Source organism: Janthinobacterium sp. 1L-D-8-B-C4 (assembly GCF_057291295.1).
In genome coordinates, this window is record NZ_JBXAVX010000001.1 from 351,713 (window position 1) to 375,807 (window position 24,095).

Annotated in this window: 18 protein-coding genes; 5 read left to right on the forward strand and 13 right to left on the reverse strand. The window is 63.9% G+C overall.

Annotated features, from left to right (window positions below):
• Positions 1-20 precede the first annotated feature (20 nt).
• Positions 21-2,783, forward strand: a complete 2,763-nt coding sequence (locus AC0Z42_RS01630) for a bifunctional diguanylate cyclase/phosphodiesterase (protein ID WP_485466481.1) — start codon at positions 21-23, stop codon at positions 2,781-2,783.
• A gap of 124 nt (positions 2,784-2,907) precedes the next feature.
• Positions 2,908-4,341, forward strand: coding sequence for an OmpP1/FadL family transporter (locus AC0Z42_RS01635; protein WP_485466482.1), 1,434 nt, complete (start codon positions 2,908-2,910; stop codon positions 4,339-4,341).
• Between the two features lie 136 nt (positions 4,342-4,477).
• On the opposite strand, the gene AC0Z42_RS01640 is transcribed toward AC0Z42_RS01635, so the two are convergent.
• The 9 genes from AC0Z42_RS01640 to wrbA are packed head-to-tail and all read right to left on the reverse strand — an operon-like array spanning position 4,478 to position 14,658.
• The gene (locus AC0Z42_RS01640) at positions 4,478-5,563 is read right to left on the reverse strand and encodes a threonine aldolase family protein (protein WP_485466483.1); all 1,086 of its coding nucleotides are present in this window, start codon (positions 5,561-5,563) and stop codon (positions 4,478-4,480) included.
• 15 nt (positions 5,564-5,578) lie between these two features.
• Positions 5,579-6,250 (reverse strand): leucine efflux protein LeuE, encoded by a 672-nt coding sequence (gene leuE / locus AC0Z42_RS01645; protein WP_485466484.1) that lies wholly within the window; start codon positions 6,248-6,250, stop codon positions 5,579-5,581.
• 8 nt (positions 6,251-6,258) lie between these two features.
• Entirely contained in the window at positions 6,259-8,106 is a 1,848-nt protein-coding gene (locus AC0Z42_RS01650; RefSeq protein ID WP_485466485.1) for an ABC transporter transmembrane domain-containing protein, read from the reverse strand.
• A gap of 38 nt (positions 8,107-8,144) precedes the next feature.
• A complete protein-coding gene (locus tag AC0Z42_RS01655; protein ID WP_485466486.1) occupies positions 8,145-9,221 on the reverse strand; it encodes a lipocalin-like domain-containing protein in 1,077 nt (358 codons plus the stop codon).
• The gene (locus AC0Z42_RS01660; protein WP_485466487.1) at positions 9,221-11,821 is read right to left on the reverse strand and encodes an FtsX-like permease family protein; all 2,601 of its coding nucleotides are present in this window, start codon (positions 11,819-11,821) and stop codon (positions 9,221-9,223) included. The genes AC0Z42_RS01655 and AC0Z42_RS01660 overlap by 1 nt, the downstream gene beginning before the upstream one ends.
• Positions 11,809-12,225, reverse strand: a complete 417-nt coding sequence (locus AC0Z42_RS01665) for a DUF4124 domain-containing protein (RefSeq protein ID WP_485466488.1) — start codon at positions 12,223-12,225, stop codon at positions 11,809-11,811. Before AC0Z42_RS01665 ends, AC0Z42_RS01660 begins: the two co-directional genes overlap by 13 nt.
• Positions 12,226-12,227: 2 nt before the next feature.
• Positions 12,228-13,643, reverse strand: coding sequence for an FAD-binding oxidoreductase (locus tag AC0Z42_RS01670; RefSeq protein ID WP_485466489.1), 1,416 nt, complete (start codon positions 13,641-13,643; stop codon positions 12,228-12,230).
• Positions 13,640-14,053, reverse strand: coding sequence for a DUF2069 domain-containing protein (locus tag AC0Z42_RS01675; RefSeq protein WP_485466490.1), 414 nt, complete (start codon positions 14,051-14,053; stop codon positions 13,640-13,642). The genes AC0Z42_RS01670 and AC0Z42_RS01675 overlap by 4 nt, the downstream gene beginning before the upstream one ends.
• Entirely contained in the window at positions 14,050-14,658 is a 609-nt protein-coding gene (gene wrbA / locus AC0Z42_RS01680) for an NAD(P)H:quinone oxidoreductase (RefSeq protein ID WP_485466491.1), read from the reverse strand. The genes AC0Z42_RS01675 and wrbA overlap by 4 nt, the downstream gene beginning before the upstream one ends.
• 68 nt (positions 14,659-14,726) lie before the next feature.
• Here wrbA and AC0Z42_RS01685 point away from each other — a divergent pair, with 68 nt between their 5' ends.
• Positions 14,727-16,103, forward strand: coding sequence for a YihY family inner membrane protein (locus AC0Z42_RS01685; RefSeq protein WP_485466492.1), 1,377 nt, complete (start codon positions 14,727-14,729; stop codon positions 16,101-16,103).
• A gap of 1 nt (position 16,104) precedes the next feature.
• On the opposite strand, the gene AC0Z42_RS01690 is transcribed toward AC0Z42_RS01685, so the two are convergent.
• From AC0Z42_RS01690 to AC0Z42_RS01700, 3 genes are read right to left on the reverse strand one after another with little or no spacing between them, the layout of a single operon-like run.
• Positions 16,105-18,087 (reverse strand): DUF6630 family protein, encoded by a 1,983-nt coding sequence (locus AC0Z42_RS01690; RefSeq protein WP_485466493.1) that lies wholly within the window; start codon positions 18,085-18,087, stop codon positions 16,105-16,107.
• A complete protein-coding gene (locus tag AC0Z42_RS01695) occupies positions 18,084-18,914 on the reverse strand; it encodes an alpha/beta fold hydrolase (protein WP_485466494.1) in 831 nt (276 codons plus the stop codon). Before AC0Z42_RS01695 ends, AC0Z42_RS01690 begins: the two co-directional genes overlap by 4 nt.
• 1 nt (position 18,915) lies before the next feature.
• Positions 18,916-20,226 (reverse strand): O-acetylhomoserine aminocarboxypropyltransferase, encoded by a 1,311-nt coding sequence (locus AC0Z42_RS01700; RefSeq protein ID WP_485466495.1) that lies wholly within the window; start codon positions 20,224-20,226, stop codon positions 18,916-18,918.
• A 196-nt stretch (positions 20,227-20,422) separates the two neighbouring features.
• Between AC0Z42_RS01700 and AC0Z42_RS01705 the strand changes: the two genes are divergently transcribed.
• Positions 20,423-21,028, forward strand: a complete 606-nt coding sequence (locus tag AC0Z42_RS01705; protein ID WP_485466496.1) for a 2OG-Fe(II) oxygenase — start codon at positions 20,423-20,425, stop codon at positions 21,026-21,028.
• A gap of 125 nt (positions 21,029-21,153) precedes the next feature.
• Entirely contained in the window at positions 21,154-21,600 is a 447-nt protein-coding gene (locus AC0Z42_RS01710; protein ID WP_065309015.1) for a CBS domain-containing protein, read from the forward strand.
• 49 nt (positions 21,601-21,649) lie between these two features.
• On the opposite strand, the gene AC0Z42_RS01715 is transcribed toward AC0Z42_RS01710, so the two are convergent.
• Entirely contained in the window at positions 21,650-23,911 is a 2,262-nt protein-coding gene (locus tag AC0Z42_RS01715; protein ID WP_485466497.1) for a putative bifunctional diguanylate cyclase/phosphodiesterase, read from the reverse strand.
• Between the last annotated feature and the right edge of the window lie 184 nt (positions 23,912-24,095).

Consider the following 24,095-nt stretch of genomic DNA (forward strand, 5'->3'; position numbering starts at 1 on the left):
GAAACGGCAGATCCCCGCACATGTTCTTGCGACAATTTTTCAATCGCCATCACACCGCCATGGTGCAAATGGGCAAGGCCGACTTCCTGAAGGCCAACCTGCGCCTGATCCTCGTCTGGCCCTTGCTGGGCCTGGCCCTGTGCGCCGTGCTGTGGGCGGCCACCATGCTGCAGCTGGAAGCGGAAAAAAAGGTGGCGCAGCAGCAGGCGCTCGATAACGTGGCGTCGCTCTCGAAAGCCTACAGCCAGTATCTGCTGCGCACGCTTGAGCAGATGGACCAGCTGACCTTGCAACTGAAGTATGAATGGGAAAATGCCGATGGCAAGCTGCGCCTGGAGCAGCTGAAAACGCGCGGCATGTACGCCATGCCGCAGTTTGCCCTGGTCGCCATCTTTGACCGCAAGGGCCATGCCGTGACAACCACCGCGCCGGCGCAGCGCCTGCGCGCCAGCGAACGCAGCGATTTTTTGCTGCGCCACTGGCGCAGCAATTCCAGCGCCTTGCGCATCGCACTGGGCAAGGAAGAGGAGGGCACGGGCATGGGCAAGACAGGCACCCTAGTGCATTTCACGCGCCGCCTGGAAGACGCCGATGGCAATTTCGACGGCGTGCTGCTGATCTCCATCCATTCCGCCTATTTTTCCGAGTTCTATGACAGCGTCAATTTTGGCAGGCAGGGCATGTCGGCGATGGTCGGCGAGGAGGGCGAACTGCTGAGCGTGCGCCTGGGCGCCACCGTGCTCCCGGCGCAGGGCGCGCCGTTTCTCGACACCAGTTTCCTCGACGGCGACAGCGGCGCCATGCAGTCCGCCGGGTGTACCGCGTTTGCCGATGCGCAAAGCCGCTATGTGGGCTGGCAAGCCTTGAAAGCCTATCCGTTCACGGCCGTGGTGGCGCTGGCCGACACGCAAGTGCTGCAGCCCTACCAGGAAACGCGGGCGATTTATCTTGGCATCGCGTCGGCCGTCAGCCTGCTGCTGCTGGCATTTACCTGCATCGCCACCTGGCTGTCATTGCGCCTGGCCTGGCGCCATCACCAGTCCGAAGGCGTGCGCAACGCCTACCGGATGGCAACCGAAGGCACCAGCGACGGCTTTTACATCATCGCCGCGCTGCGCGACGCAGATGACAAGATCATCGATTTCGAACTGGTCGACTGCAACGAGCCGGGCGCCGACTTTTTCGGCGTGCGTCGCGAACAGCTGCTGGGCATGCGGCTGCAATCGCGCGCGCACGAGCCGTATTTCCGCGACCTGATGCACAACTACCGAGCCGCCATGGTCTCGGGCTTTTCGGAAGAAGAGATCGAGCTGGCCGATGGCAACCCGTTCAAGCTGCGCTGGATACGCCGGCGCCTGGTGCGCAGCGGCGACCGCCTGGCCGTCACCTTGCAAGATATCAGCGCGGCCAAGCTGCACGAGCAGGACCTGCGGCGCCTGGCCAACGAGGACGGCCTGACGGGCCTGCCGAACCGCTACTGGCTGCAGCAATTCCTGCCTGGCGCGCTGGCGCGCGCGGCGCGCGAAGGCCATATGCTGGCGCTGCTGTTCATCGACTTCGACGGCTTCAAGGACATCAACGATACCCAGGGCCATGCCGAAGGCGACAAGGTGCTGCGCGCCGCCTCGCTGCGCCTGAATGCCGTGCTGCGCCCTGGCGACCATGTGGTGCGCCTGGGCGGCGACGAATTCGTGGTGCTGCTCGATCCGGTCGAGGACGACAGCCGCGCCGAGCAGGTGGCGCAGCGCATCGCCATGGCGTTTGACGAACCGTTTTACCTCGGGCCGGAACGCCACAAGATGGGCGCCTCGATCGGCATCAGCATGTATCCGCGCGACGGCGCCGAGACCGACGTGCTGATGAAGAACGCCGACATCGCCATGTATGCCGTCAAGACGGCCGGCAAGGGCCATCACCGCTTCTTCCAGCCGGCCCTGTTCGAAACCATCCGCCACCGGCGTGAACTGGAACAAAGCCTGGTCACGGCGCTGGAACAGGATCAGTTCGTGGTGGTCTACCAGCCGCGCGTCGACACCATGACTGGCCTGTTGTGCAGCATGGAGGCGCTGGTCCGCTGGCAGCATCCGCAGCACGGCATGGTGCCGCCGCTGGAATTCATCCCGGTGGCCGAGAGCAGCGGCCTGATTTCGCAACTGGGCGAAGTGGTGATCGAAAAAGTGTGCCAGCAGCTGGCGCGCTGGAAGACCTATGGCCTGGAGCTGGTGCCGGTGTCGCTCAATGTCTCGGCGCGCCAGTTTGGCCGCGGCGACGTGCACCAGGTGCTGGCGTCAGCGCTGGCGCGCCATGGCATCGACGCGCGCCTGATCGAGGTCGAGATCACCGAGTCGGCCATGATGGACGAACAGAACCGCGCGGTGGAGCAGCTGGCGGCGATCCGCGCGCTGGGCGTGCGCTTGCTGGTCGACGATTTCGGCACCGGCTACTCGTCGCTGTCGCAGCTGCAGAAGTTCGCCATGGACGGCCTGAAGATCGACCGCGCCTTCACCATGGAACTGGGCCGCTCGGAGCAGGGCGAAGTGTTCGTGCGGGCGATCGTCTCGATGGCGCATGCACTGGGCATGAGCGTGGTGGCCGAAGGGGTGGAAACGCGCGAACAGCTCGACATGCTGCACGCGCTGCAATGCAATGAAGTACAGGGCTATTTCATCTCGCGCCCCGTGCCCGCCGAGCAGATGCTCGAACTGATGCTCAAGCGCTTCCTGATCGACCATCCGGCGCAGCCACGCCTGCATCCTCGCACCCACTACACCCTCGCATCGTAAAAAAGAGCGATCGTTCGCTTTTTTTTCAAATCTCGGCTATGCTTTACGCATGTTGACCTTGACCCACGTCACGGTTGCCATGCCCGAGACAAACACGCATGCCAAAAAATAAAGAGAGACCCACTTGAAACCATCGTATCTGCCATTGATCATCGCTGCCACACTGGCCGGCCTGTCCACCACCGCCCAGGCATCGGGCTACCGCTTCGGCTCGCAAAGCGTGTCCGGCCAGGGTAGCGCCGACGCCAATGGCGCCGAAGCTTCTGATGCCTCGACCATTTTCTATAACCCGGCCGGCCTGTCCCGCCTGGACGGCACGCAACTGCTGGGCGGCGGCACCCTGGTGCTGCCGCATTCGTCGTTCCAGGATAGCGGTTCGCGCACCTTCACCAACCGTGTGCCGGGCGGCACCACCAAGGATTACGCGCCCGACGCGGTGTTCGCGCCGGCGCTGTACGCCAGCAAGAAGATCAACGACCAGTGGACCATCGGCGCGGGCCTGTTCGTGCCGTATGGCGCCAAGCTCGATTACGGCAACGAGTGGAGCGGCCGCTACGCGATCAGCAATATCAAGCTCGAAGCGATTGCCCTGAACCCATCCGCTTCCTTCAAGGTCAATGAACACCATTCGTTCGGCTTTGGCGTAACCGCCGAATTCATGAAGGCCGAACTGGGACAGGCGGTCGACGTGCCCGGTTCCGTGGCCTTCCTGGCGCAGCATGCGCCGGCCACCTCGCAAGCCTTCCTGGCCAATATCGCGCGTACGCAAGGCCTGGCCGCCGCGCAAGCGGCCGGTGCGGCGCTGCAGGGCGCCAAGGACGGCCATGCCGAGATGGATGGCAAGGACTGGGGCGTCGGCTTCAACCTGGGCTATCTGTACCAGCTGAACGAAGGCACGCGCGTCGGCATTGCCTACCGCTCGTCGATCTCGCACAAGCTGAAGGGCAACACGGTGTGGGATTTCTCGCAGGTGTCGAACAATGCGGCCGTCAACGGCTTTATCGCCGCCGCTTCGCGCAAGGTCAATTCGGGCGCGCTGGTGGAACTGCGCACGCCGGAAACCCTGTCGGTCAACGGTTTTCACCAGATGGATGACAAATGGGCGCTGATGGGCGACGTCACCTGGACCCGCACCTCGCGCCTGGAGAACCTGGACATCCAGTTCCCGCCGACGGCCGAAGGCGACGAGCGCATTCGCCAGCAGTGGAAAGATACTTACCGCGTCTCGCTGGGCACCAACTACAAATACAGCGAAAATCTGCTGCTGCGTGCCGGTATCGCCCACGACCAGGCGCCCGTGCGCAGCGCCGAGCTGCGCCATCCGGCCCTGCCGGACAGCGACCGCATGCAGTATTCGATCGGCGCGAACTGGAAGCTGAACGCCAATTCCTCGCTGGACCTGGCCTACAGCTTCATCGACTTCAAGGACGCCGCCGTCAATTACACGAATCAGTGTTCGCCGGTGACGGTCGGTTGCACGGGCAATGGTGAAACCACCAAAGGCCTGTTCAAAACCCGCATGCAATTGCTGGGTGTCGCTTACAACTACAAGTTTTAAGCGGCTGGCGGCGGCCGACATGGCCGCCGTAATTTTTTTGGTAGGTCGGATTAGGCCCGCAGGGCCGTAATCCGACATCACCACCAACGCCAACAATATTGTCGGATTACGCGCGGCTGGGCCGCGCTAATCCGACCTACGATGCAAATCCGGCGGTCAATAAATCAAGTGCCTGGCGCACGGTGTCATCCCCCATCTCCAGCAGCTGATCCCCCACATACCATTCCACCACGCTATGCTCCGGCAGCGCCGCATGGCTGGCGCGGCCGAACAGCCAGATGCCGTGTTCCATAGCCACCTGGTTGCGAATCGCGATCGCCCGTTCGCGCGAGACGGGCAAGTGCAGGTGCAGCATATTGGCTTGCGGGCGCGCCGGATTGACGGCGATTGCCGGGTAGTCCTTCAGCAGCTCGTACAGCCACTGCGTGCGCGCAAAATACTGTGGCATGGCGGCGATGCGCGCGTCGAACTGCATCGCGGCGGCTACCACGTAGGGCGTGCGGTGCACGATATTGCCGCCCTGGCGGTGGAACCAGGCGCGCGCCCTGGCGACAAACGCGGGGCTGCCGGCCAGCACCGCGCCGCCCAGGCCCGCGATGCCCTTGTACAGCGACACATAGACGGAATCGAAGCCATCGCAGATGGCATCGAGCGGCTGGCCAAAACCGGCTTGCGCTTCCCACAGCCGCGCGCCATCCATATGCAGATGGATATTGTGCTCGCGGCAGTGGCGCTTGATGGCGTCCAGTTCTTCCCACGACGGGCACTGGCCGCCGATTTCGCGCATCGGCAATTCCACCTGCGCCGCACCGAGTGCATCGGGCACGGCGCGCAAGTCGTCGACCGTCCATGGCCGGTGCGGGTCGCCAATGAACAGCGCCTTGAAATGATCGAGCAGTTCATGGTTGCCGCGTTCGTGGCGCAGGATATGCGAGGTCGGGTGCAGGGCAACCAAGGGCGAGCCGCGGTCCTGGCAGGCCAGGCGCAGGGCGGTCACCTGCGTCATGGTGCCGGTAATGCAGAATACAGCGGCCTCGAAGCCCAGCAATGTTGCAATTTTCTGTTCGAACGCTTCGATCAGCGCACCTTCGCCATAGGTATCGTGCGCTACATCGTTTGCTTCGCACCAGGCGGCCATGGCGGCAAAGGTCTTTGCTGGCGTAGGCTGGCGCTGGCCGGGCACGATGGTGTGGCAGCGCTGGCGCAGTTCAAGGTCGGTCAATGCAGTCTCCGTGATTTACAGTGTGGCGGTGGCCAGCTTGGCGCCAAAGCCGATGAACAGGGCGCCCACGCCGCCGCCCATGCCGGCCGACAGGCGGCGACGGCGGCGGAAGGTCTCGGCCAGGCGCGCACCGAGGAAGATGATGGCGGTCAGGTAGGTAAAGCTGATCACCTGGCAGATCAGGCCCAGGCCGACAAACGACAGCGCCGGTGCAGCAAATTTGGGATCGACGAACTGGATAAAGAAGGAGATAAAGAACAAAATCGCCTTCGGGTTCATCAGGCTGATGATCAGCGCCTTCTGAAACGGATTGCTTTCCTTGACCGCGACAGGCACCGCAGCCGCCGTATCGGCAGCCTGGTTCGCGCGCAGCTTGCGCCAGCAGCCCAGCAGCATCTGCACGCCGATCCAGGCCAGGTAGGCCGCGCCGATATACTTCACCGCATAAAACAGCGCCGGGCTGGCTTTCAGCAGGGACGCCACGCCGCAAGCCGACAGCACCATCAAAATCAGGTCACCCAGAAAGATGCCGCCGGCGCCCTGGTAGGCCGGCCGCACGCCGCGCTGCGCCGCGACTGCCAATACATACATGGAGTTGGGGCCGGGCAGGATCACGATAAAGATCGTGCCCAGCAAGAAAGTCCAGAAATCGGTAATGCCAAGGCTGGCGTGGAAAAAAGCGTTCATGTTAATACTCAGTTGATCTGTACATGGTGGAACTGCAGCGCGGCCAGGTTGGCGTAGATGCCGCCGAGCGCCACCAGGGACGCGTGGGTGCCGGTCTCGACGATCTTGCCGTCTTCCATGACGATAATGCGGTCGGCGCGCTGCACGGTGGCCAGGCGGTGCGCGATGATGACGGTGGTGCGGCCGACCATGGCCGCTTCCAGCGCCTTTTGCACCAGGCGTTCCGATTCGGCGTCCAGCGCGCTGGTCGCCTCGTCGAGCAGCAGCAGCGGCGGGTTTTTCAGCAGCGCGCGCGCAATCGCGATGCGCTGGCGCTGGCCGCCTGACAGGCGCACGCCGCGCTCGCCGAGGAACGATTTGTAGCCGTTCGGCAGGCGCTCGATGAATTCGTGGGCGGCGGCCATTTTTGCTGCTGCAATCACTTCCTCGTCGCTGGCATTGGCGCGGCCATAGCGGATGTTTTCCATCGCATCGGCCGAAAAAATCACGGTGTCTTGCGGCACGATGCCGATCGCGTCGCGCAAGGTGTGCAGGTCGAGCTGCTTGATGTCGACGCCATCGAGGCGGATGCTGCCGCTTTGCGGATCGTAGAAGCGCAGGAACAGCTGGAACAGGGTGGTCTTGCCGGCGCCCGATGGGCCCACCACGGCCACGGTTTCGCCGGCGCGGATATCGAGGCTGACGTGATCGAGGGCGGCCGTGTCCGGGCGCGATGGATAGGAAAACATCACATCGTCCAGGGCAAGGGCGGCGCCAGTGGCGGCCCGCGCGGGCAGCGCCAGTGGCGTCACTGGCGACTCGATTTCCGATTTGACGGCCATCAGTTCGAGCAGGCGTTCGGTGGCGCCGGCCGCGCGCTGGGCTTCGCCCATCACTTCGGACAAGGCACCGATGGCGCCGGCGACGATCGAGGCGTACAGGATAAACTGGCCCAGGTCGCCGCCCGTCATCGAACCGTCAAGCACGGCGCGCGCACCGAGCCACAGCACGAAGACGATGGCGCCAAACACCAGCAGGATCGCGATCATCGTCAGCAGGGCGCGTGCGCGGATGCGGCGCATGGCGGTCATGAAGGCACCTTCGACCGAATCGCCAAAGCGTTTCGATTCGATATGCTCGTGCGTGAACGCCTGCACGGTCGGCATGGCGTTCAGGATTTCGCCGGCCATGGCCGAGGCGTCGGCGATGCGGTCCTGCGAGTCGCGCGACAGCTTGCGTACCTTGCGGCCAAACACAATGATGGGCACGATCACCAGCACCAGCAGGCCGATGATGATGCCGGCCAGTTTGGCGCTGGTGACAAACAGCATCACCAGGCCGCCGATAAACAGCAGCACGTTACGCAGCGCCATCGAGATGCTGGTGCCGACCACTGCCTGGATCAGGGTGGTGTCGGTGGTGATGCGCGACAGGACTTCGCCAGTCTGCGTGGTTTCAAAAAATTCAGGGCTTTGCGTCACCACATGGCGGTAGACGGCGCTGCGGATATCGGCCGTGACGCGTTCGCCCAGCCACGACACGGTATAGAAGCGTGCGGCCGTGGCCAGCGCCAGGATCGAGGCCACGCCGAACAGGGCCAGGAATACCAGGTCGACGTGCTGGATGCTTTTCGAACCGGCCGCGCCGCCGAAACCGAGGTCGATCATCTGCTTGAAGGCGGCGGGAATGGCCAGGGTGGAGGCGGCTGCCACCACCAGCGCGATGCCGGCCAGCATGAACTGCTTGCGGTAGGGCGTGAGGAAGGGCATCAGGCCCTTGAAGGCGGCCAGGCTGCCTTTTTTTAGTTCGCGGCTGCTGCCGGTGTCGGCGGGTGCGGTGCTGGTGATGGTCTTGCTTGCTTCGGTGCTGGTTGTCATTGGTTTTCGCTTTGATTTACATATCCGGTATTACAGTTTTACAGCTTCATCGGCGCCACATACCCCGTCATTTCCAGGTAGGCGTGGCCGGCTGGCTGGCCATCGCGTTTTACCGTCACCGCGCCTTCCCAGTAGACGGCGCCGGTGGATCTGCGCGAATCGAGTTCCTGGTCCGGCTGCAGCGGCGTGACCTGCCAGCGCGTGGTGCCGGTACGGATCTCGGTGGCGACCGGGTACTCGGCCTTGGTGCGCGGCGAGCGCCACAGCTGCGTCGGCGTGAAATCGACCTCGCCCGGTGCGAACTGCGTCACCTTGCCCTGCGCATCGCGCAAGCTGGCATGGGCCCATAGTTTAGCACCTGTCTTGCTGCGGATCTGGAAGGCCATCAGGGCGCCGCCGTCATCGAGGTTGGCGCCCAGCCAGTTCCAGCCGCTGGCGTTTTCGTCCAGCACCTGGCTCGACCACTCATGGTCCAACCAGGTGGTGCCGGTCACCGCTTCCGCCTTGCCGCCCGCGCGGGCGATGGTGCCGCTGGTAGCGAGCTGCGGCACGCTGTAGTAATAGCTGGCCTGGCTGGCGCGCGGACCCTTGCGCGAAAAGCCGTTTTCACCCTGTAGCAGCTCGCGCTGGGTCGGCGCCAAACGCAGTTGCAGGTTGAAGTCGCGCGCCGCCAGGCTGACCTGGTAGCTGCCGTCTTTGTCGCGCCGCATGCGCCAGTCGTCAAGCTTGACGTCGGTGTCGCCCACCTTGGCATACGCCAGGCCAAAGCCTTCGCGCGCGCTTTTTTCATCGTGCAGCAGCTTGCCCACTTTCGGGTCCGACAAGGCCGCATGGCCGATGATCAGCTGTTTCGGCGCGAATGCGCTGGGGTTGTCGGCGTCAAAGCCGGTGGCGCTGCGAAAGAACGTCACCTGGTAGCCCAGTTGCTCGCCCCCGGCGGTTTTCACCCAGCCGGTGGCATACCACCATTCCGTCTTGAAGGCCGGATGGGCGCCGAAGTCGTGCGGCAGCTGCAGCGAGGCGCCGGCGGCCAGCGGCGTGACGGGGGCAAACGCCGGCGGCGCGGCCAAAGCCGGCAAGGCCAGTGTGATCAACATTACGAACAGACGGCGCATTACCAGTCCTCCCTGACGGCGCGGATGGGGCCACCGGACAGCGCCTGGCGGCCAGACACCAGCGCCGTGGCGGCAGCTGCCGTCAGCAAGGCGCCGGCAACGGTGGCGATCAGGGGCCACGGCAGGTGCAGCTGCATGGTCCAGTGGAACGATTGCGGATTGACGATAAACACCAGCACAAAGCTGATCAACAGGCCCAGCACAAAGCCGGTGGCAATCCCCAGCGCCGTCAGCGCGCCGCCTTCGAACGCCAGGATGCCGAGGATTTGCCCGCGCGTGACGCCCACATGTCGCAGCATGCCGAATTCACGCGCGCGCGCCAGGGTCTGCGCGGAAAACGTGGCAGCCACGCCAAACAGGCCGATCACGATGGCAATCGCCTCCAGCAGATAGGTGACGGCAAAGCTGCGGTCAAAGATCTGCAGGCTGAGCGCGCGGATCGCCGACGGCTCAGACACTTCCAGGCTGTCGCCGAACGGCAGTGACTTCAAGGTTTCTTTCAGTGCGCCGGCCGAGACGCCCTTGTCCAGCCAGATGGCGGCGTCGCTGACATCCATGTCGCGCGTGATGGCGCGGTAGGCGTCGAGCGGCATCTGGATCGAACCGCTGGAACGCGCATAGTCGCGCCAGATGCCGGCCACGAAGAAGGGGTGCAGGCCACCGGCCAGCGGCAAGTCGATCTGCTGGCCCGGCTTGCGGTTGTACAGGTCTGCCGCGGCCTCGGACAGCCACACGGGTTTGGCGCCGGCGGGAACCGGCAGGCTGTCGCCGACCAGCACCAGGCTCTTGCCCGGGTCCTGCAGGTTGACCGGGCGCGCAATCAGCACCACATTGGGCCGGTCGGGCGCCAGCGACATGCTGCGCAGGCGCTGGAAATCGACCTTGGCCACGCCGGGCAGGGCGGCGATCAGCGTCTGCTCGCGCGGATTCATGCCTGCAGTGCTGCCGGCGGCAGCCGTGCGCGCATAGACGTCGGCCGGCAGGATCTGCAGCAGCCAGTCGTCGACCGAGACGCGAAAACTCGACACCATGATGGCCATCGCCACCATCAGGCTGAAACTCGACAGCACGCCACCCAGGGCGATGCCGGCCTGGCCCGAAGCGTTGGCAAGCCGTGCCAGAGTCAGGCTGAGCACTGGCGAGTGGCCGCTGGCGGCCGTGCGCAGCCAGGCGCGGTTCAAAAAGCGGAAGACCAGCGCCGCCAGCTGCGGCATCAGCGCAATTGCGCCGATCAGGAGCAGGGCGATCGACAGGTAGCCGAACAAGGGTAGCTCGAACACGGGCGGCAGCTGGCTCAAGATGCCGGCCAGCAGCAGGCAAGCCAGCGCCGGCCAGCTTTTCGCCAGGCGCGTGGTGACCGCTTCCTCGCTGCCCGACTTCAGCGCGATGGCCGGTGCCGCGCGCGCCGCTTCCAGCGCCGGCGCGGCGCAGCCCAGCAAGGCTACGCCCAGGCCCAGCGCGAAATAGACCAATGCGGCAACGGGTGTAAACTGCACTTCGGGCTGGACGCCCGCAAAATAGCCCGCGCCCAGGTCGCCGCCGAAAAAGCGCAGCGCCACCGCCGCCAGCGCGTAGCCGCAGGCGATGCCCAGGGCCGAGCCGACCACGCCCAGGCTGGCGCCTTCCAGCAGTACCTGGCGCAGCAGGCTGGCGCGCTCCATGCCCAGCACGCGCAGCAGCGCAAACTGGCTGCGGCGGCGGATCACCGACAAGGCCTGGGTGGAAAACACCAGGAACGCACCGGTGAATAATGCCACCAGGGCCAGCACCGTCAGGTTGACGCGGTAGGCGCGGCTGAGGTTATTGTTGCGGCTGTTCTGGTTTTCATCGTTGGGCTGGCTGACCCGGAAGCGGCCCGGATACTGCGCTTCAAGGTCGCGCGCCAGCGCCGCCTGGAAGGCGTCGCGGTTGACGCCATTGCGCAGCTTCAGATCGATGCGCGACAGCTGACCCAGCTTGCCGAAGCGCCACTGGGCCGCGCCGATATCCATCACGGCCAGGCGCTGGCCGGCGCGCGCCCGCTGCAATGACCCTGCCACGCGCAGCGACACGCTGCCGGTGCCGGTGCGCAGGTCCAGCTTGCCGCCCTCGACCAGGTTCAGCCAGCGCAGCGCGGCCGGCGACAAAAAAATCGCATCGTCGGCCAGCGTGTCGAAGGGCTGGCCGTTTTCCGCCGTGCCGATCAGGTCGGGCGAGATAAAGCCGACACGAAACACATCGAAGGCCAGCACATGCAGCGGCTCGCCGCTCTTGTCGGCGCCATTGACGACGCCAACCTGCAGGTCCAGCACGGGCGAGGCGACGGCCACGCCTTCGCGCTGCGCCAGTTGCGGATAGATGCTTTCATCGAACAGCGCTTCGCGCCCGGCCACCTGTACGTCGGCCTGGCCAGACAGGCTTTTGACGGCGCTGGAAAACTCGTTGAAGGCAGCCGCGTTAATCAGGTGGATCGCAAAGCCCAGCGATACGCCGATGGCAATGGCCAGGATGGCGACCAGCGCGCGCACCGGATGGGCGCGCCATTCGCCCAGCAGCAGCCAGCGCGACAGCAAGCGTCTCGACGTGGTTGCTGCGCTAGCGGGGGCGCTCAATGGAGGCATTCGATGGCGAGTTTTTCACCGGCGCGGCGCACCTTGGCCTGCGCCGCATCGCGATTTTTATCACCGGCACCGACGGCGTCCTGCGCCGCCCATTTCTGTTCCAGCCGTAGCTGGGCGCAGCGTTTTTCACGCACTTCGGCCTGCGCGGCGCCACGCGCCCGTGCTGCGTCTTCGCGTGCTTCGCGCTGCTTGCGCGTGGACTCGAGCTGGCTGGCGACGCGCTCCTGGCGCGTGGTGGCGCCCTTGTCGACAGCGGGCGGCGGCGGCGGCACGTCGATGATCTGCAACTGGCCGGCCGCGCACGGCGTATCGCTGTAGCTGGTCTGGCCGTCCTGCACGCATTTGTAGGCGGTCTGCGCGCTGGCGGCACCGGCCGCAGCGAGCAATACGATGGCAGCTAGCACTTTCACAATATCTTCCCCGGATTCATGATGTTCTGCGGGTCCAGCGCTTGCTTGACGGCGCGCATCAGCTGCAGTTCCAGCGGCGATTTATAGTGGGCGAGATCGGCTTTTTTCAGCGCGCCGATGCCGTGTTCGGCCGAGATCGAGCCGCCAAAGGCGTGGACCTGGTCATGCACGATGCGATTGATGGGTTCCTGGTTGGCAAGGAAGTCCCGGTCCGTCATGCCTGGTGGTGGCGCCACGTTGTAATGCAGGTTGCCGTCGCCCAGATGGCCGAAGCACACCAGTTGGCAGCCGGGAAAAGCGCTTGCCAAAGCCACATCGGTGATGGCGATAAAGTCGGCGATGACGGAGATCGGCAGCGAGATATCGTGCTTGATGTTCTTGCCGGCCTGCGCCTGGGCCAGCGGAATATGTTCACGCAGCTGCCATAGCGCTTCGCTTTGCGCCACCGAACTGGCAACCACGGCGTCGTCGATCAATTCGTTTTCCAGCGCCGTGCCGATGCTCGCTTCGAGCAATTCGATCGCGTGCGCTTCGGACTGGCTGCTGGACAGTTCCAGCAATACGTACTGGCCATGCGCTGCGGCAAACGGGCGCGGCAGTTGCGGGAACTGCTCGGCCACCAGTTGCAGACAGTAGCGCGACATCAGCTCGAAACCGGTCAGGCTGGCGCCGCAATGGTCCTGCATCAGGCTCAATAGCCGCAGCGCGTGGACCGGCGATTTCATCGCCGCCAGCGCCGTGATGCAGGCTTTCGGCTGCGGATACAGCTTCATCACCGCACCGGTGATCACGCCCAGGGTACCCTCGGCGCCGATATACAGGTCGCGCAAGTCATAGCCGGTATTGTCCTTGCGCAGGCCGCGCAGGCCGCTCCAGACTTCGCCTTGCGGCGTGACCACTTCCAGGCCCAGGCACAGCTCGCGCGTATTGCCATAGCGCAGCACGGCCGTGCCGCCAGCGTTGGTGGCGAGGTTGCCGCCGATGGTGCAACTGCCTTCGGCCGCCAGCGACAGCGGGAACAGACAACCCGCTTTTGTAGCCGCTTCCTGGACGGTTTGCAGAATGCAGCCGGCGTCCACCGTGATGGTGCGGTTGACCGGATCGACCTGGCGGATGCGGTTCAGGCGCGCCAGCGACAGCACCACGGCCGTGCCGGACGCATCAGGAATGCTGCCCAGCACCAGGCCCGTATTGCCGCCCTGCGGCACCACGGGAATCGCCCACTGGCTGCAGGCGCGCAGCACGCCGGCCACCTGTTCCACGGTAGCGGGACGCAGCACGGCCAGCGCACTGCCGGTAAAACGGTCGCGCCAGTCGGTGAGAAACGGCGCCATGTCGGCTGGTGCCGTCAACACAAAGGCGTCGCCCAGCAGTGCGCGACAGGTATCGAGAAACGTGGATTGATCACTCATTTTCTGGTACTCACCTTGTTTACTTTTTCCAGCAATTCCTTCGCCATGCGCTTGGCGGCTTTTTTATAGGGGCGCACATACAATATGGCGCAGCAGAAATATATGCCAACGATAATCGCTTCGCCCCAGGCCATGAATGCCGAGGTGGCATCGGTATCGCTGTAGCCGCGCACCACGCCTTCGGTGAAATACAGCAGGATCACCATCGATGACCATTGCAGCGTGTACACATCGCGCTTGATCACGCCATACAGGGGAATCAGCAGCGGCACGGCTTTCAGGACCAGCCACGAGCCGCCTGGCTTCAGGGGCGCGACCACGGTTTCCCACAGCACGCACCAGATGATGAGCGTGGCCAGGCTGGCGATCGCGCCCCAGTGGAAATACTTGTGCAGTGGGCCTGTCATCATGTCCTCGCAAGCTTGACGGCGTTGTCGGCCAGGCGGCGGCCCAGGGCCAGCGCCAGGCGCTTTTCATCGTCGCTGATGGCCTTGTCGCCATCGATGCCGGACCAGTGCGTGGCGCCATACGGCGAGCCGCCGGTGGCGGTGGTCATCAGTTCGGGGTGGGTGTAGGGCAGGCCCATGACCAGCATGCCGTGGTGGAACAGCGGTATCATCATCGACAGCAGGGTCGATTCCTGGCCGCCGTGCAGGCTGCCGGTGGACGTAAACACGCAGGCCGGTTTGCCGGCCAGGCTGCCGGCCAGCCAGTCGCTGGCCGTGCCGTCCCAGAAATACTTCATGGCGGCGGCCATATTGCCAAAGCGCGTGGGCGAGCCCAGCGCCAGGCCCGCGCATTCCTGCAAGTCTTCCAACTCAACGTACGGCGCGCCATGCGCCGGCACTTCGGGCGCGGTTGCTTCGGCCACGGTGGAGACGGCTGGCACGGTGCGCAGCCGGGCATCGCAGCCGGGCACGCTTTCCACCCCTTGCGCGATCAGTTCGGCCAACTGGCGTGTGGCGCCATGGCGGGAGTAGAACAATACAAGAATAATCAGATTGGTTGGCTTCATCGTTGGTATTATAGGGCGCTTTGCAGCCCGAGACGAAGCCGACATGGCGCCGTTCTGATTTCGATTACATGTTTTTAAAATATATACAGTCCTTCTTCCTCTACCTGTCGCAGACCGTGCGCTTCGGCGTCGCCGTCATGCGCGGCATGAAGTGGCCCGAAGTGCGCGACCTTCTGCTGTTTGCCGGGCGCCGCGTGCGCGAGGAAAGCCTGCCGCAAGTGGCTGGCAGCCTGACGTTTGCCACCGTGTTCGCGCTGGTGCCGCTGCTGACGCTGGCGCTGGCGATCTTTACCACCTTCCCGCTGTTCAATACTTTTCGCCACGCACTGGAAGACTATTTCATCCAGAGCGTGATGCCCAAGGGTATCTCGAACACCATCCTCGGCTACCTGACGACGTTTGCCTCGAAAGCCACGCGCCTGTCGGCGATAGGCGCCGGTGCACTGATCTTTACCTCGGTGGCGATGATGAATTTGATCGAGCGCGTCTTCAACCGCATCTGGCGGGTGCGCCAGGAGCGGCGCTGGACCAAACGCTTGCTGGTGTACTGGGCGATTGTCACGCTCGGTCCGCTATTGGTCGGCGTGTCGTTGACGGTCACCACGCGCGTATTCATGGCCACCAGCGGCCTGGTCGGCGATGTGCCTTTCCTCGGCGCCGTGTTCTATACCATGGTGTCGATCGGCCTGACGATGCTGGCGTTTACCCTGCTGTACATGACGGTGCCCAACCGCGACGTCGACTGGCGCGACGCCGCCTGGGGCGGTCTGCTGGCCGCGCTGGCGTTCGAGGTGGCCAAGCGCGGCTTTGGCGAATTCATCCAGGACTTCCCCACCTATTCGCGCATCTATGGCGCGCTGGCCGCGCTGCCGCTGTTCCTGGTATGGATCTACCTGAGCTGGATGATCACGCTGGTTGGCGCTTTGCTGGTGGCCGCCTTGCCGGTGGTCAAATACGAACGCTGGTGGTACCAGGCCGCGCCCGGCAGCGAATTTGTCGACGCCGTGGCGATATTGAAGGTGCTGCACCAGGCCTGCCACTGCGCCGATTCGGCGCTGGTCGGTGCGGCCGAGATACGCAGCAGCACGCGCCTGGGTTTCGATGAAATGGAAAAGCTGCTCGACAAGATGGTCGAGCAGGGCTGGGTCGGCCGGGTCAACGTGGAAGCGGCCGTGCGGGTGCAGTGGGGCAAAAGAGTCGCCGACAGTTCCGACCACTGGGTCTTGCTGGGCAATGTCAACCGCATCACCCTGGCCGACGTCTACCGCCTGTTCGTGTTTGGCGGCATGCGCGTCAATTCCGGCTATCCGGCCGGCTCCACCAACGAGCGCGACATCGAGGCTGCCGAGGAAGCTGCCAGGCTGGCGGCGCAGGTCGAGGGCGCGGTGGAAGAGGGGCTGGGCATGACGCTGGCGAAGCACTTTGGCGAAGTGCGCTGCAAGTGAATCAGTAGACCCGCGGCTCGATGGCCGACTGCCGCGCGATCGCATCGAACGCCGCCAGGTCCTGCTCGCGCAGCACCGCCAGCCAGTAGGTGTCTTCGAGGTCATGCATATTGACCAGTTTTAATCCATGCGGCGCCAGATGACGCGCGATGGCCTCGAAACCATCGGTGATGCTGTCGCCATTCTCCTCGCCATCCCAGGTAAAGTCCTGCAGCGCCGGCACGGCGATATGCTGGCCGATGATGGCGATTTCATCGACCGACTTCCAGTCCAGCGTGGTGCCAAACCCCAGTACATCGGCGACGGTGGACCATAGCAGGAACAAACAAGCCGCCTCAATCGTGTCGCCTTCGTATTCTTCTTCCGGGTCGTCTTCCTCCATCTCTTCCAATGTCAGGTCGACGCAGCGTCGCGCCAGTGTTTCATCGCCCTGCAGCAGCAGGGTGGCGATGGCGCGCAGCTGGTCGCGGTCGGCCTGGTCGATGATCTGGGCTGGCGTATAGCTGTTGCGCTCCATCGGTGCTTGCGTGCTCAAGCCCAGGGCCTGGTTCAGCTGCGCCGAGATATCTGCCTTGAAACCGTCCACGGTATCGACCTGCGCCAGCAGTTCGCCGGCGAAGTCCATGCGCCACACCATGTTGTCCCTGATCACGAACAGGAAGTCGCTTTGCGCCGTGATGCCGTGCAGATGGTGGGCGGGGGCATATTTCGGCGTGAACGCGGGCTGGCCGTCCAGGGTCAGCATGCACACCAGACCCTGCGCGTCGATGGCGTAGATCAGGTTCTTGCGCAGCTTCGGTGGCGAGGACGTCGTGGCGCTGTCGATAAAGGTGTACTGGCAGGGCGCCAGCGGCTCGCCCTTGCTGTTGACCAGGCCAAACAGGAAGCGGCCGGCGATATGCTGGCTGACGAGGGCGATTTTTTTCCGCGTGCCGAAGTCCTGCACCGAACTGTAGACGGGCGGCACCACCACCGCGCCGTGAGCATCCATCACGCCGTGCACGTTGCGCTCGTCGTCATCCTGGCTGGGCCGCTCGAAATCGAGCAGGCCGTCATGGCGCTCACAGGTGTTCTCGACGCCCTCCATCACCACCGCGCCATCGGGCAGGTGCAGCAGGCTGCTGGCGCCCTGGTCGCGCAGGCGCAGCGCCAGGTGCGGGCTGATTACGTACAGCTTGCCGGGGGCGGGCGGCAGCACCACGCTGCCGTTCAGGTCCAGCAGGCCCTGGCAGCCCGTTTGCGCCTTTGGCTCGTAGGTGAACCAGCCGTTTTCGGCATCGTGCGTGTACAGTTCCACCGCCTGCAGCGACAGCGGCACGATCCAGCGGCCGTACGGCGTGACCAGCCCATGCACGCCCGGAGCGGCGGCGCTCACGTCGTAGCACTGCGCATCGTTGACCCATTGGTGCACCTGCAACTGCTGCAGGAACGGCAGCTCTTCCACCTCGCGTTCTTCGATATTGCCCAGGTGGGCGGAGGCTGAGGAGCACCAGTAGCCGATCGCGTCCCTGTCCGCCGCCAGCAGCGGCTGCAAGGCCTGCTGTTCGCCACGCAGCAGCGCCGCGTGCAGCGCCGCCGATTCATCGGCGATCGCCCGCAGCTGCGCCGCAAATTCCGGTGTGCCGATATCGTGATCAATCAGCTGGACGCAGTCGAGCACCAGCCACTGTTCGCCGTCAGCCAGCAGGGAAGCGATGGCGCTGCGCGCGACAATCGCTTGCGCGTCGCGCGGCGGCTCCATCAGCGACGACAAGGCCTGCCAGCTGGCGCGCGCCTGCGCCATCGGCGCGGCCAGCGCGCAAACGTGTTCCACGCCATCGTCGTAGAGCGGCCAGGTGATGGCCTGCGCAGCGCCGCCCAGCAGCAGCTTGAACAGCATCGGCGTGGCTTGGCGCCATTCGGCCAGGCCGCTGATGGCCTCGATGTCGAAATCGGGGTGGTCGGGAAGATGGTGGGTGCTGAACAGGACGGCGGTGGAAATCATGAGGTCTTCGTTAAAAAAGCGGGTTTGGTGGCGGCAAAGGCGTACAGGGCGTCGAGCACGGCGTCGGGCTGCTCGGCCATCAATTCATGGCCGGCATCGACCTGTACCAGCTTGCCATGCGCGATGCTGTTTGTCAGCAGTCTGGTCGATTTCGGTGGCGTCATCATGTCGCGTGCGCCGAAGATGAACAGGGTTGGACAGGTAACCGAGGTGGCGGCGACTTCGCCGTTGGCGTAGGCATTGCAGGCGTAAAAATCGGTATGGAACACATGCTGCGGGTTGATGGCCGAAATGCGCTGCTTGAGCCTGCGTGCGCCGCCCATGGCGTAGAAGCCGGGACCGGGAAAAGACGGTTTTTGCGCGATCGACGAATGCGACCAGATGTTGACCATGTCGATCGCCGCCTGTTCGTCGTTTTTCGACGTTTCCAGCAGCGCCGGCGAGACGGTCATCGGATAAGTCGAGCCCAGCATGGCAAGCTGGCTGACGCGCCCAGGCGACTGGTACGCCGCTTCGAGGGCGATCAATGAGCCCATGCTGTGGCCGACCAGCATCGCCTGCGCCACGCCGGCCGCGTCAAGCACGGCCAGTATCCAGCGCGCCAGTTCTTCCACGGTTGTCTTGGCGGCACCGGCGCTCCTGCCATGGCCGGGCAGGTCGACCGCCAGCACGTTCCAGCCGTGGTGGGCAAAATAGCGCGTCTGCAGCGCCCACACGGAGTGGTCGTTCTGCGCGCCGTGGATAAACACGGCGGTGGGCTGGCCGGGGTTGAACGGCTTGCCGCCGGTGTAGCAGTAGGCTGCGGTGTTGTCGATGGTGCAGATCATCTCAAGCGCCTTTCTGCGACAGTTTCAGGCCGCGCGCCAGATCGGCAATCAGGTCGTCCGCGTCTTCCAGGCCGACCGACAACCGCATAGTGCCTTGCGTGATGCCGGCTTTTTCGAGTTGCTCGTCGGGTACCCGGAAGTGCGTGGTGGAGGCGGGGTGGATTACCAGCGACTTGGCGTCGCCGACGTTGGCCAGGTGTGAAAAAATCGCGAGGCTGTCGACGAAGCGCTGGCCGGCCGCGCGGTCGCCGCGCAGCTTGAAGGTAAACACCGCGCCCGCGCCTTTCGGCAGCAGGGTCTTGGCCAGTTCGTAGTCGGGATGGCTGGGCAGCTCGGGATAGGACACCGATTCCACCGCCGGGTTGGCCAACAGAAAATCGATGACCTTGCGCGTATTGGCCACATGGCGGTCCATGCGCAGGCCCAGGGTTTCGATGCCCTGCAGCACGGCAAATGCATTGTGCGGGCTCATCACGGCGCCAAAATCGCGCAAGCCTTCGCGCCGCGCGCGCAGGGCAAACGGCGCCACCGTCGATTCTTCCGCAAACACCATGCCGTGAAAGCCGTCATAGGGCTCGCACAGTTCGGCGAAGCGGCCGGTCTGGTCGTACGCGGCCTGCCAGTCGAAGGTGCCGCCGTCGACCAGCAGGCCGCCGATGGCCGTGCCGTGGCCGCACAAGAACTTGGTGGCCGAATGGAACACCAGGTCGGCGCCGTGGTCAAAAGGCTTGAGCAGGTAGGGCGTGGTAAAGGTCGAGTCCAGCATCAGCGGCAGATGGTGTTCGTGCGCCAGCGCGGCCACCTGGGGAATGTTGAGCACGTCGAGCCCTGGGTTGCCCAGCGTTTCGGCAAACAGCACCTTGGTTTCTGGCCGGATCGCGGCGCGCCAGGCGTCGATATCGCGCGGGTCGACAAACGTCGTTGCTATGCCGAAACGTTTCATGGTGTAGGCCAGCAGGTTGTGCGAGCCGCCGTACAGCGCGCGCGAGGCCACCACGTGCGAGCCGGCGCCGGCAATCGTGCACAAGCCCAGGTGCATGGCGGCCTGGCCGCTGGCCGTGGCGATGCCGGCCACGCCGCCTTCGAGGGCGGCAATGCGCTCTTCGAGCACGGCGTTGGTGGGGTTCGAGATGCGCGAATACACATGGCCGGCGCGCTCCATGTTGAACAGGGAGGCAGCGTGGTCCGAGCTCTTGAAGGCGAACGAGGAGGTGAAATGGATCGGCGTGGCGCGCGCGCCGGTGGCCGGGTCGGGCGTGGCGCCCGCATGCAGGGAAAGAGTGTCGAAACCCAGGTACTTCGGACCGCTCATGATGTCTCCGTCATTATTTTAGTGACCAGATCGTAACCCGATTAGCCAGGCAATAGAAGAGTGGCCGTGCAGGGCGCATGGATGATAGGATGTCGGCGTCAGCGATCTTTGGCATCTGTTTCACTGAAATCCTGGGCTAATGACTACGCTTGCAATCGCACGCGCAGGTGTACTTCCACCAGGAAAGATTTGCCCGATGCTGACGTCGCCCACCGCATGCGCCCTGTCGTTCGATGATTTGCACCGCCAGGGCTGGTCGCGCCATGATGGCTTTCTATCTCATCAACTGAGCAGCTTGCTGGCGGCGCAATGCGTGCAGGCGCGCGATACTGGCCGCATGAAGGCGGCCGGTACCGGCAGCGGCCGCACGCCGGGCCTCGACAGCGCGATACGTGGCGACAGCATCGCCTGGCTGGAGCCGGGCCAGGGCACCGCCAGCGACCAGTACCTGGCCTTGATGGAGGCCTTGCGCCGGCAACTGAACCGCGAGCTGTTCCTGGGCCTGGACGAATACGAAAGCCATTTTGCCGTGTATGCGCCGGGGGCCTTTTACCGCGCCCACCTGGACCGCTTTCGCGACGATGATATGCGCACGGTGTCGGTGGTGATCTACCTCAATGACGACTGGCTGCCCGGCCAGGGCGGCGCGCTGCGCCTGCATCCCGAAGGGGAGGCCAGCCGCGATATCTTGCCCGAAGCGGGCCGCATGGTGATGTTTTTGTCGGCCGAGATGCTGCACGAGGTGTTGCCGACCGCCCGCGAACGGCTATCGCTGGCCGGCTGGTTCCGCCGCCGTGCCTGAAAATTGATCTTTCCTGTGGGATTTGATTGACCGCAAAGCTGGATTTTTTGGCAGGCATAGGCTACAGTCCGAGTCAGGGCTCAGAACAACTACAATACCACTCTCACGCGGACAGGACGGCCAATATGAAAGTATCTGAAATTCTCCAAGTCAAGGGCAACATCCTTTATACGGTAACGCCTGACCAGCCTTTGCTGGATGCGGCCAATACCATGGCGGAAAAAGACATCGGTTCGCTGGTGGTCATGGAATTTGGCGACCTGGTCGGCATGCTGACGTTCCGTGAAGTGCTCAATGCGCTGCACGAAAACGCCGGCCAGATCGGCGGCGGCACCGTGCGCAAGCATATGGATGACCACCCGATCACCGTCACCCCGGACACGGAAGTGAACGAAGTGCGCCGCATCATGCTGGAAAAACATGCGCGCTACTTGCCCGTGATGAACGCCAAGACCTTGCTGGGCGTGATTTCCTTCTATGACGTGGCGCGCGCCGTGCTCGAAGCGCAAAGTTTCGAGAACCAGATGCTGAAAGCGTATATCCGCGACTGGCCGGCCGAAACGCCGGACTGAACTTGACCTGAATGAAACGAAGCGCCGGCAGATGCCGGCGTTGCTGTCTTCAGGCCGCGCCCTGCATGGCCTCGTCTCTGAGCCAGCTGGCCAGCGCATCGTTCGTCATCGGCCGCGCGAACAAAAAGCCCTGCGCGATCGGGCAACCCAGCGATTGCAAGATCTGCGCCTGGCGCTCGTCTTCCACGCCTTCGGCGATCACCGCCAGGCCCAGGTTGCGCCCCAGCTGGATGACCATTTCGGCGATGCTGCTGCCGCGCGCCGAGCCGGTAATTTCCGTCACGAAAGCGCGGTCGATCTTCAGCCGGTCTACCTGCAGCCGCTGCAGGTACGATAGCGAAGAAAAACCGGTGCCGAAGTCGTCGATGGCGATGCTGACACCCGTCTGCTTGATCTGCCACAGCATCTTGATCAAGAGGTCCGGCTCTTCCATGGCCATCGATTCGGTGATTTCCAGTTCGATGAATTCGGGCGGCGCCTGCGTGTCTTCGAGCGCCGTGCGCAGCATTTCCAGGAACAGCGGATGGCGGAACTGCACCTGCGACACGTTGACCGACATGACAAAATTGCGGTGCCCCAGTTCACGCAGGCGCACCAGCTCGCGGCAGGCGGTGCGCAACACCCATTCGCCAAGCTCGATGATGATGCCCGAATACTCGGCGATCGGGATAAAGCGGTCGGGCGAGATGAACTTGCCATCCGGCGTCTGCCAGCGCAGCAGCGCTTCGGCGCCGACCGGTCGGCGCGTCGACAGGTCGATCTGCGGCTGGTACACCACGAACAGCTGGCCTTGCGCAAAACCGGTGCGCAGCGCATGCATCATGCGCACGCGCTCGCGAATCTCGATGCCCATGCTGCGCGAAAAATAGAAGTGGCCGGCGCGCTGCTGGGTCTTGGCGCGTTTCAGCGCGATGTCGGCGTCTTTCAGCGCATCGGCGCCGGTGCCCGCATGTTCGCCCAGGCGCACCAGGCCCAGGGTGGCCGACAATTGCACGTCCTGGCCGTCGATGCCGAACGGCGTCTGGAACAGCGCCAGGATCTGCGCCGGATTGACTTGTGAGGCGTCGCCGAGCACGCAAAAAATGTCGCCACCCAGGCGCGCCACCGTCAGCTGCGAGCCGAGCTGGGTTTGCAGCCGGCCGGCTACGGCGACCAGCAGCAGATCGCCGAACTTGTGGCCCAGTGCATCATTGGTTTCGGCAAAATGGTCGAGGTCGACCAGGCACAGCGTGGCGTCGTCGCGGGCCGGGCCGGCCAGCGCCGCGTCGAGGATCTCGACCAGGCGCGTGCGGTTCGGCAACTTCGACAACTGGTCATAAAACGCCGCGTTATGCAGGTGGCTGACCAGCTCGACATTGTCCAGGCCGACGGCGACATTGCTGCAAAATACTTCAAGCAGGCTTTCCTCGATGGCGCTCAAGGGGCGCGGCAGCAGCAGGTAGGCGGCCGAATCGCGGCTGGACTTGCCGGCGAAATACAGGGTGGCGTAATCGTGGGCGTAGATATTGCGCCGCTGCGCCAGCGCGTGCTCGATGGCGGCGGCGATGCGCGGGTTTTCCACGCTGCACAGGGCGCCGTGGGCCACGCCGGAAAAGCAGCCCGCATGGGCGCATACCAGCAGGCTGCGCTTGCCCTTGTCATTGATTTCCTGGGTGCACAGCACGCCGTCGGCGCGCAGTTGCAGCAGGTCGGCCACTTGCGCCAGCACGCCGGCCGAGAAATTCTGCACGCCATGCAGCGCCATCAGCTCGGTGCTGGCCTGGACGATGCGGTCCAGGCCGCGCCGGCTGTTGCTGATGGAACGGATCTGCTCGTACGAGCGGATCGCCGCTGTCACGGTGGTAAACAGCTTGATGCGGGTCAGCTCGGACTTGGTCTTGTAGTCGTTGATGTCGAAATCGCGGATGGCGTCGATTTCCGGCGCGTAGCCGGGCTGGCCGGTGCGCAGGATAATGCGCACATCGCTCATCTTCAGCGTGTCGCGGATATAACGCACCAGGTGCAGGCCGGCGTCGTCCTGCTCCATCACCACGTCGAGCAGGATGACGGCGATATCGCTTTCATGCTTGAGCAACTCGCGCGCCTGGCCCGCCGAATAGGCGTGTACGAACTCGAGCGGACGGTGCTGCATCTCCAGGTTGCCGAGGGCAAAGGTGGTGGTGGAATGGACGTCTTCATCGTCGTCGATGATCATCACGCGCCACACGCTGCGCGCACCGCTACTGGCCGGCGCGGCAGGCTGCTCGTCAAGGAATACCAGGTCGTCGTGATCGTCCTTGTCGGCATCAAGGGGAGTGATCGGTGCGGGCATGTAGTTAACTTCTCCAGAGCTCAGTGAGGCAGGCATATCGGCAAGTACAGGGAACGACACCGGGGCCGACCATTTTTCCAGCGGTCTTGATCCAAGTATATAGCGATTTAACAAGGCAAAAGTTTTTTTTAGGATTATTCATTGCGACAATATTTGCAGCTTTGCATGATTGTAACTGTTGCTC

Coding starts and splice junctions, on each gene's coding strand:
- AC0Z42_RS01675 (WP_485466490.1), bottom strand. CDS start 14,053: ATGATGACAGGCCCACTGCACAAGTATTTCCACTGGGGCGCGATCGCC.
- AC0Z42_RS01655 (WP_485466486.1), bottom strand. CDS start 9,221: ATGCGCCGTCTGTTCGTAATGTTGATCACACTGGCCTTGCCGGCTTTG.
- AC0Z42_RS01685 (WP_485466492.1), top strand. CDS start 14,727: ATGTTTTTAAAATATATACAGTCCTTCTTCCTCTACCTGTCGCAGACC.
- AC0Z42_RS01715 (WP_485466497.1), bottom strand. CDS start 23,911: ATGCCCGCACCGATCACTCCCCTTGATGCCGACAAGGACGATCACGAC.
- AC0Z42_RS01695 (WP_485466494.1), bottom strand. CDS start 18,914: ATGATCTGCACCATCGACAACACCGCAGCCTACTGCTACACCGGCGGC.
- AC0Z42_RS01630 (WP_485466481.1), top strand. CDS start 21: ATGTTCTTGCGACAATTTTTCAATCGCCATCACACCGCCATGGTGCAA.
- wrbA (WP_485466491.1), bottom strand. CDS start 14,658: ATGAAGCCAACCAATCTGATTATTCTTGTATTGTTCTACTCCCGCCAT.
- AC0Z42_RS01690 (WP_485466493.1), bottom strand. CDS start 18,087: ATGATTTCCACCGCCGTCCTGTTCAGCACCCACCATCTTCCCGACCAC.
- AC0Z42_RS01650 (WP_485466485.1), bottom strand. CDS start 8,106: ATGACAACCAGCACCGAAGCAAGCAAGACCATCACCAGCACCGCACCC.
- AC0Z42_RS01710 (WP_065309015.1), top strand. CDS start 21,154: ATGAAAGTATCTGAAATTCTCCAAGTCAAGGGCAACATCCTTTATACG.
- AC0Z42_RS01700 (WP_485466495.1), bottom strand. CDS start 20,226: ATGAGCGGTCCGAAGTACCTGGGTTTCGACACTCTTTCCCTGCATGCG.
- AC0Z42_RS01660 (WP_485466487.1), bottom strand. CDS start 11,821: ATGCCTCCATTGAGCGCCCCCGCTAGCGCAGCAACCACGTCGAGACGC.
- AC0Z42_RS01705 (WP_485466496.1), top strand. CDS start 20,423: ATGCTGACGTCGCCCACCGCATGCGCCCTGTCGTTCGATGATTTGCAC.
- AC0Z42_RS01670 (WP_485466489.1), bottom strand. CDS start 13,643: ATGAGTGATCAATCCACGTTTCTCGATACCTGTCGCGCACTGCTGGGC.
- leuE (WP_485466484.1), bottom strand. CDS start 6,250: ATGAACGCTTTTTTCCACGCCAGCCTTGGCATTACCGATTTCTGGACT.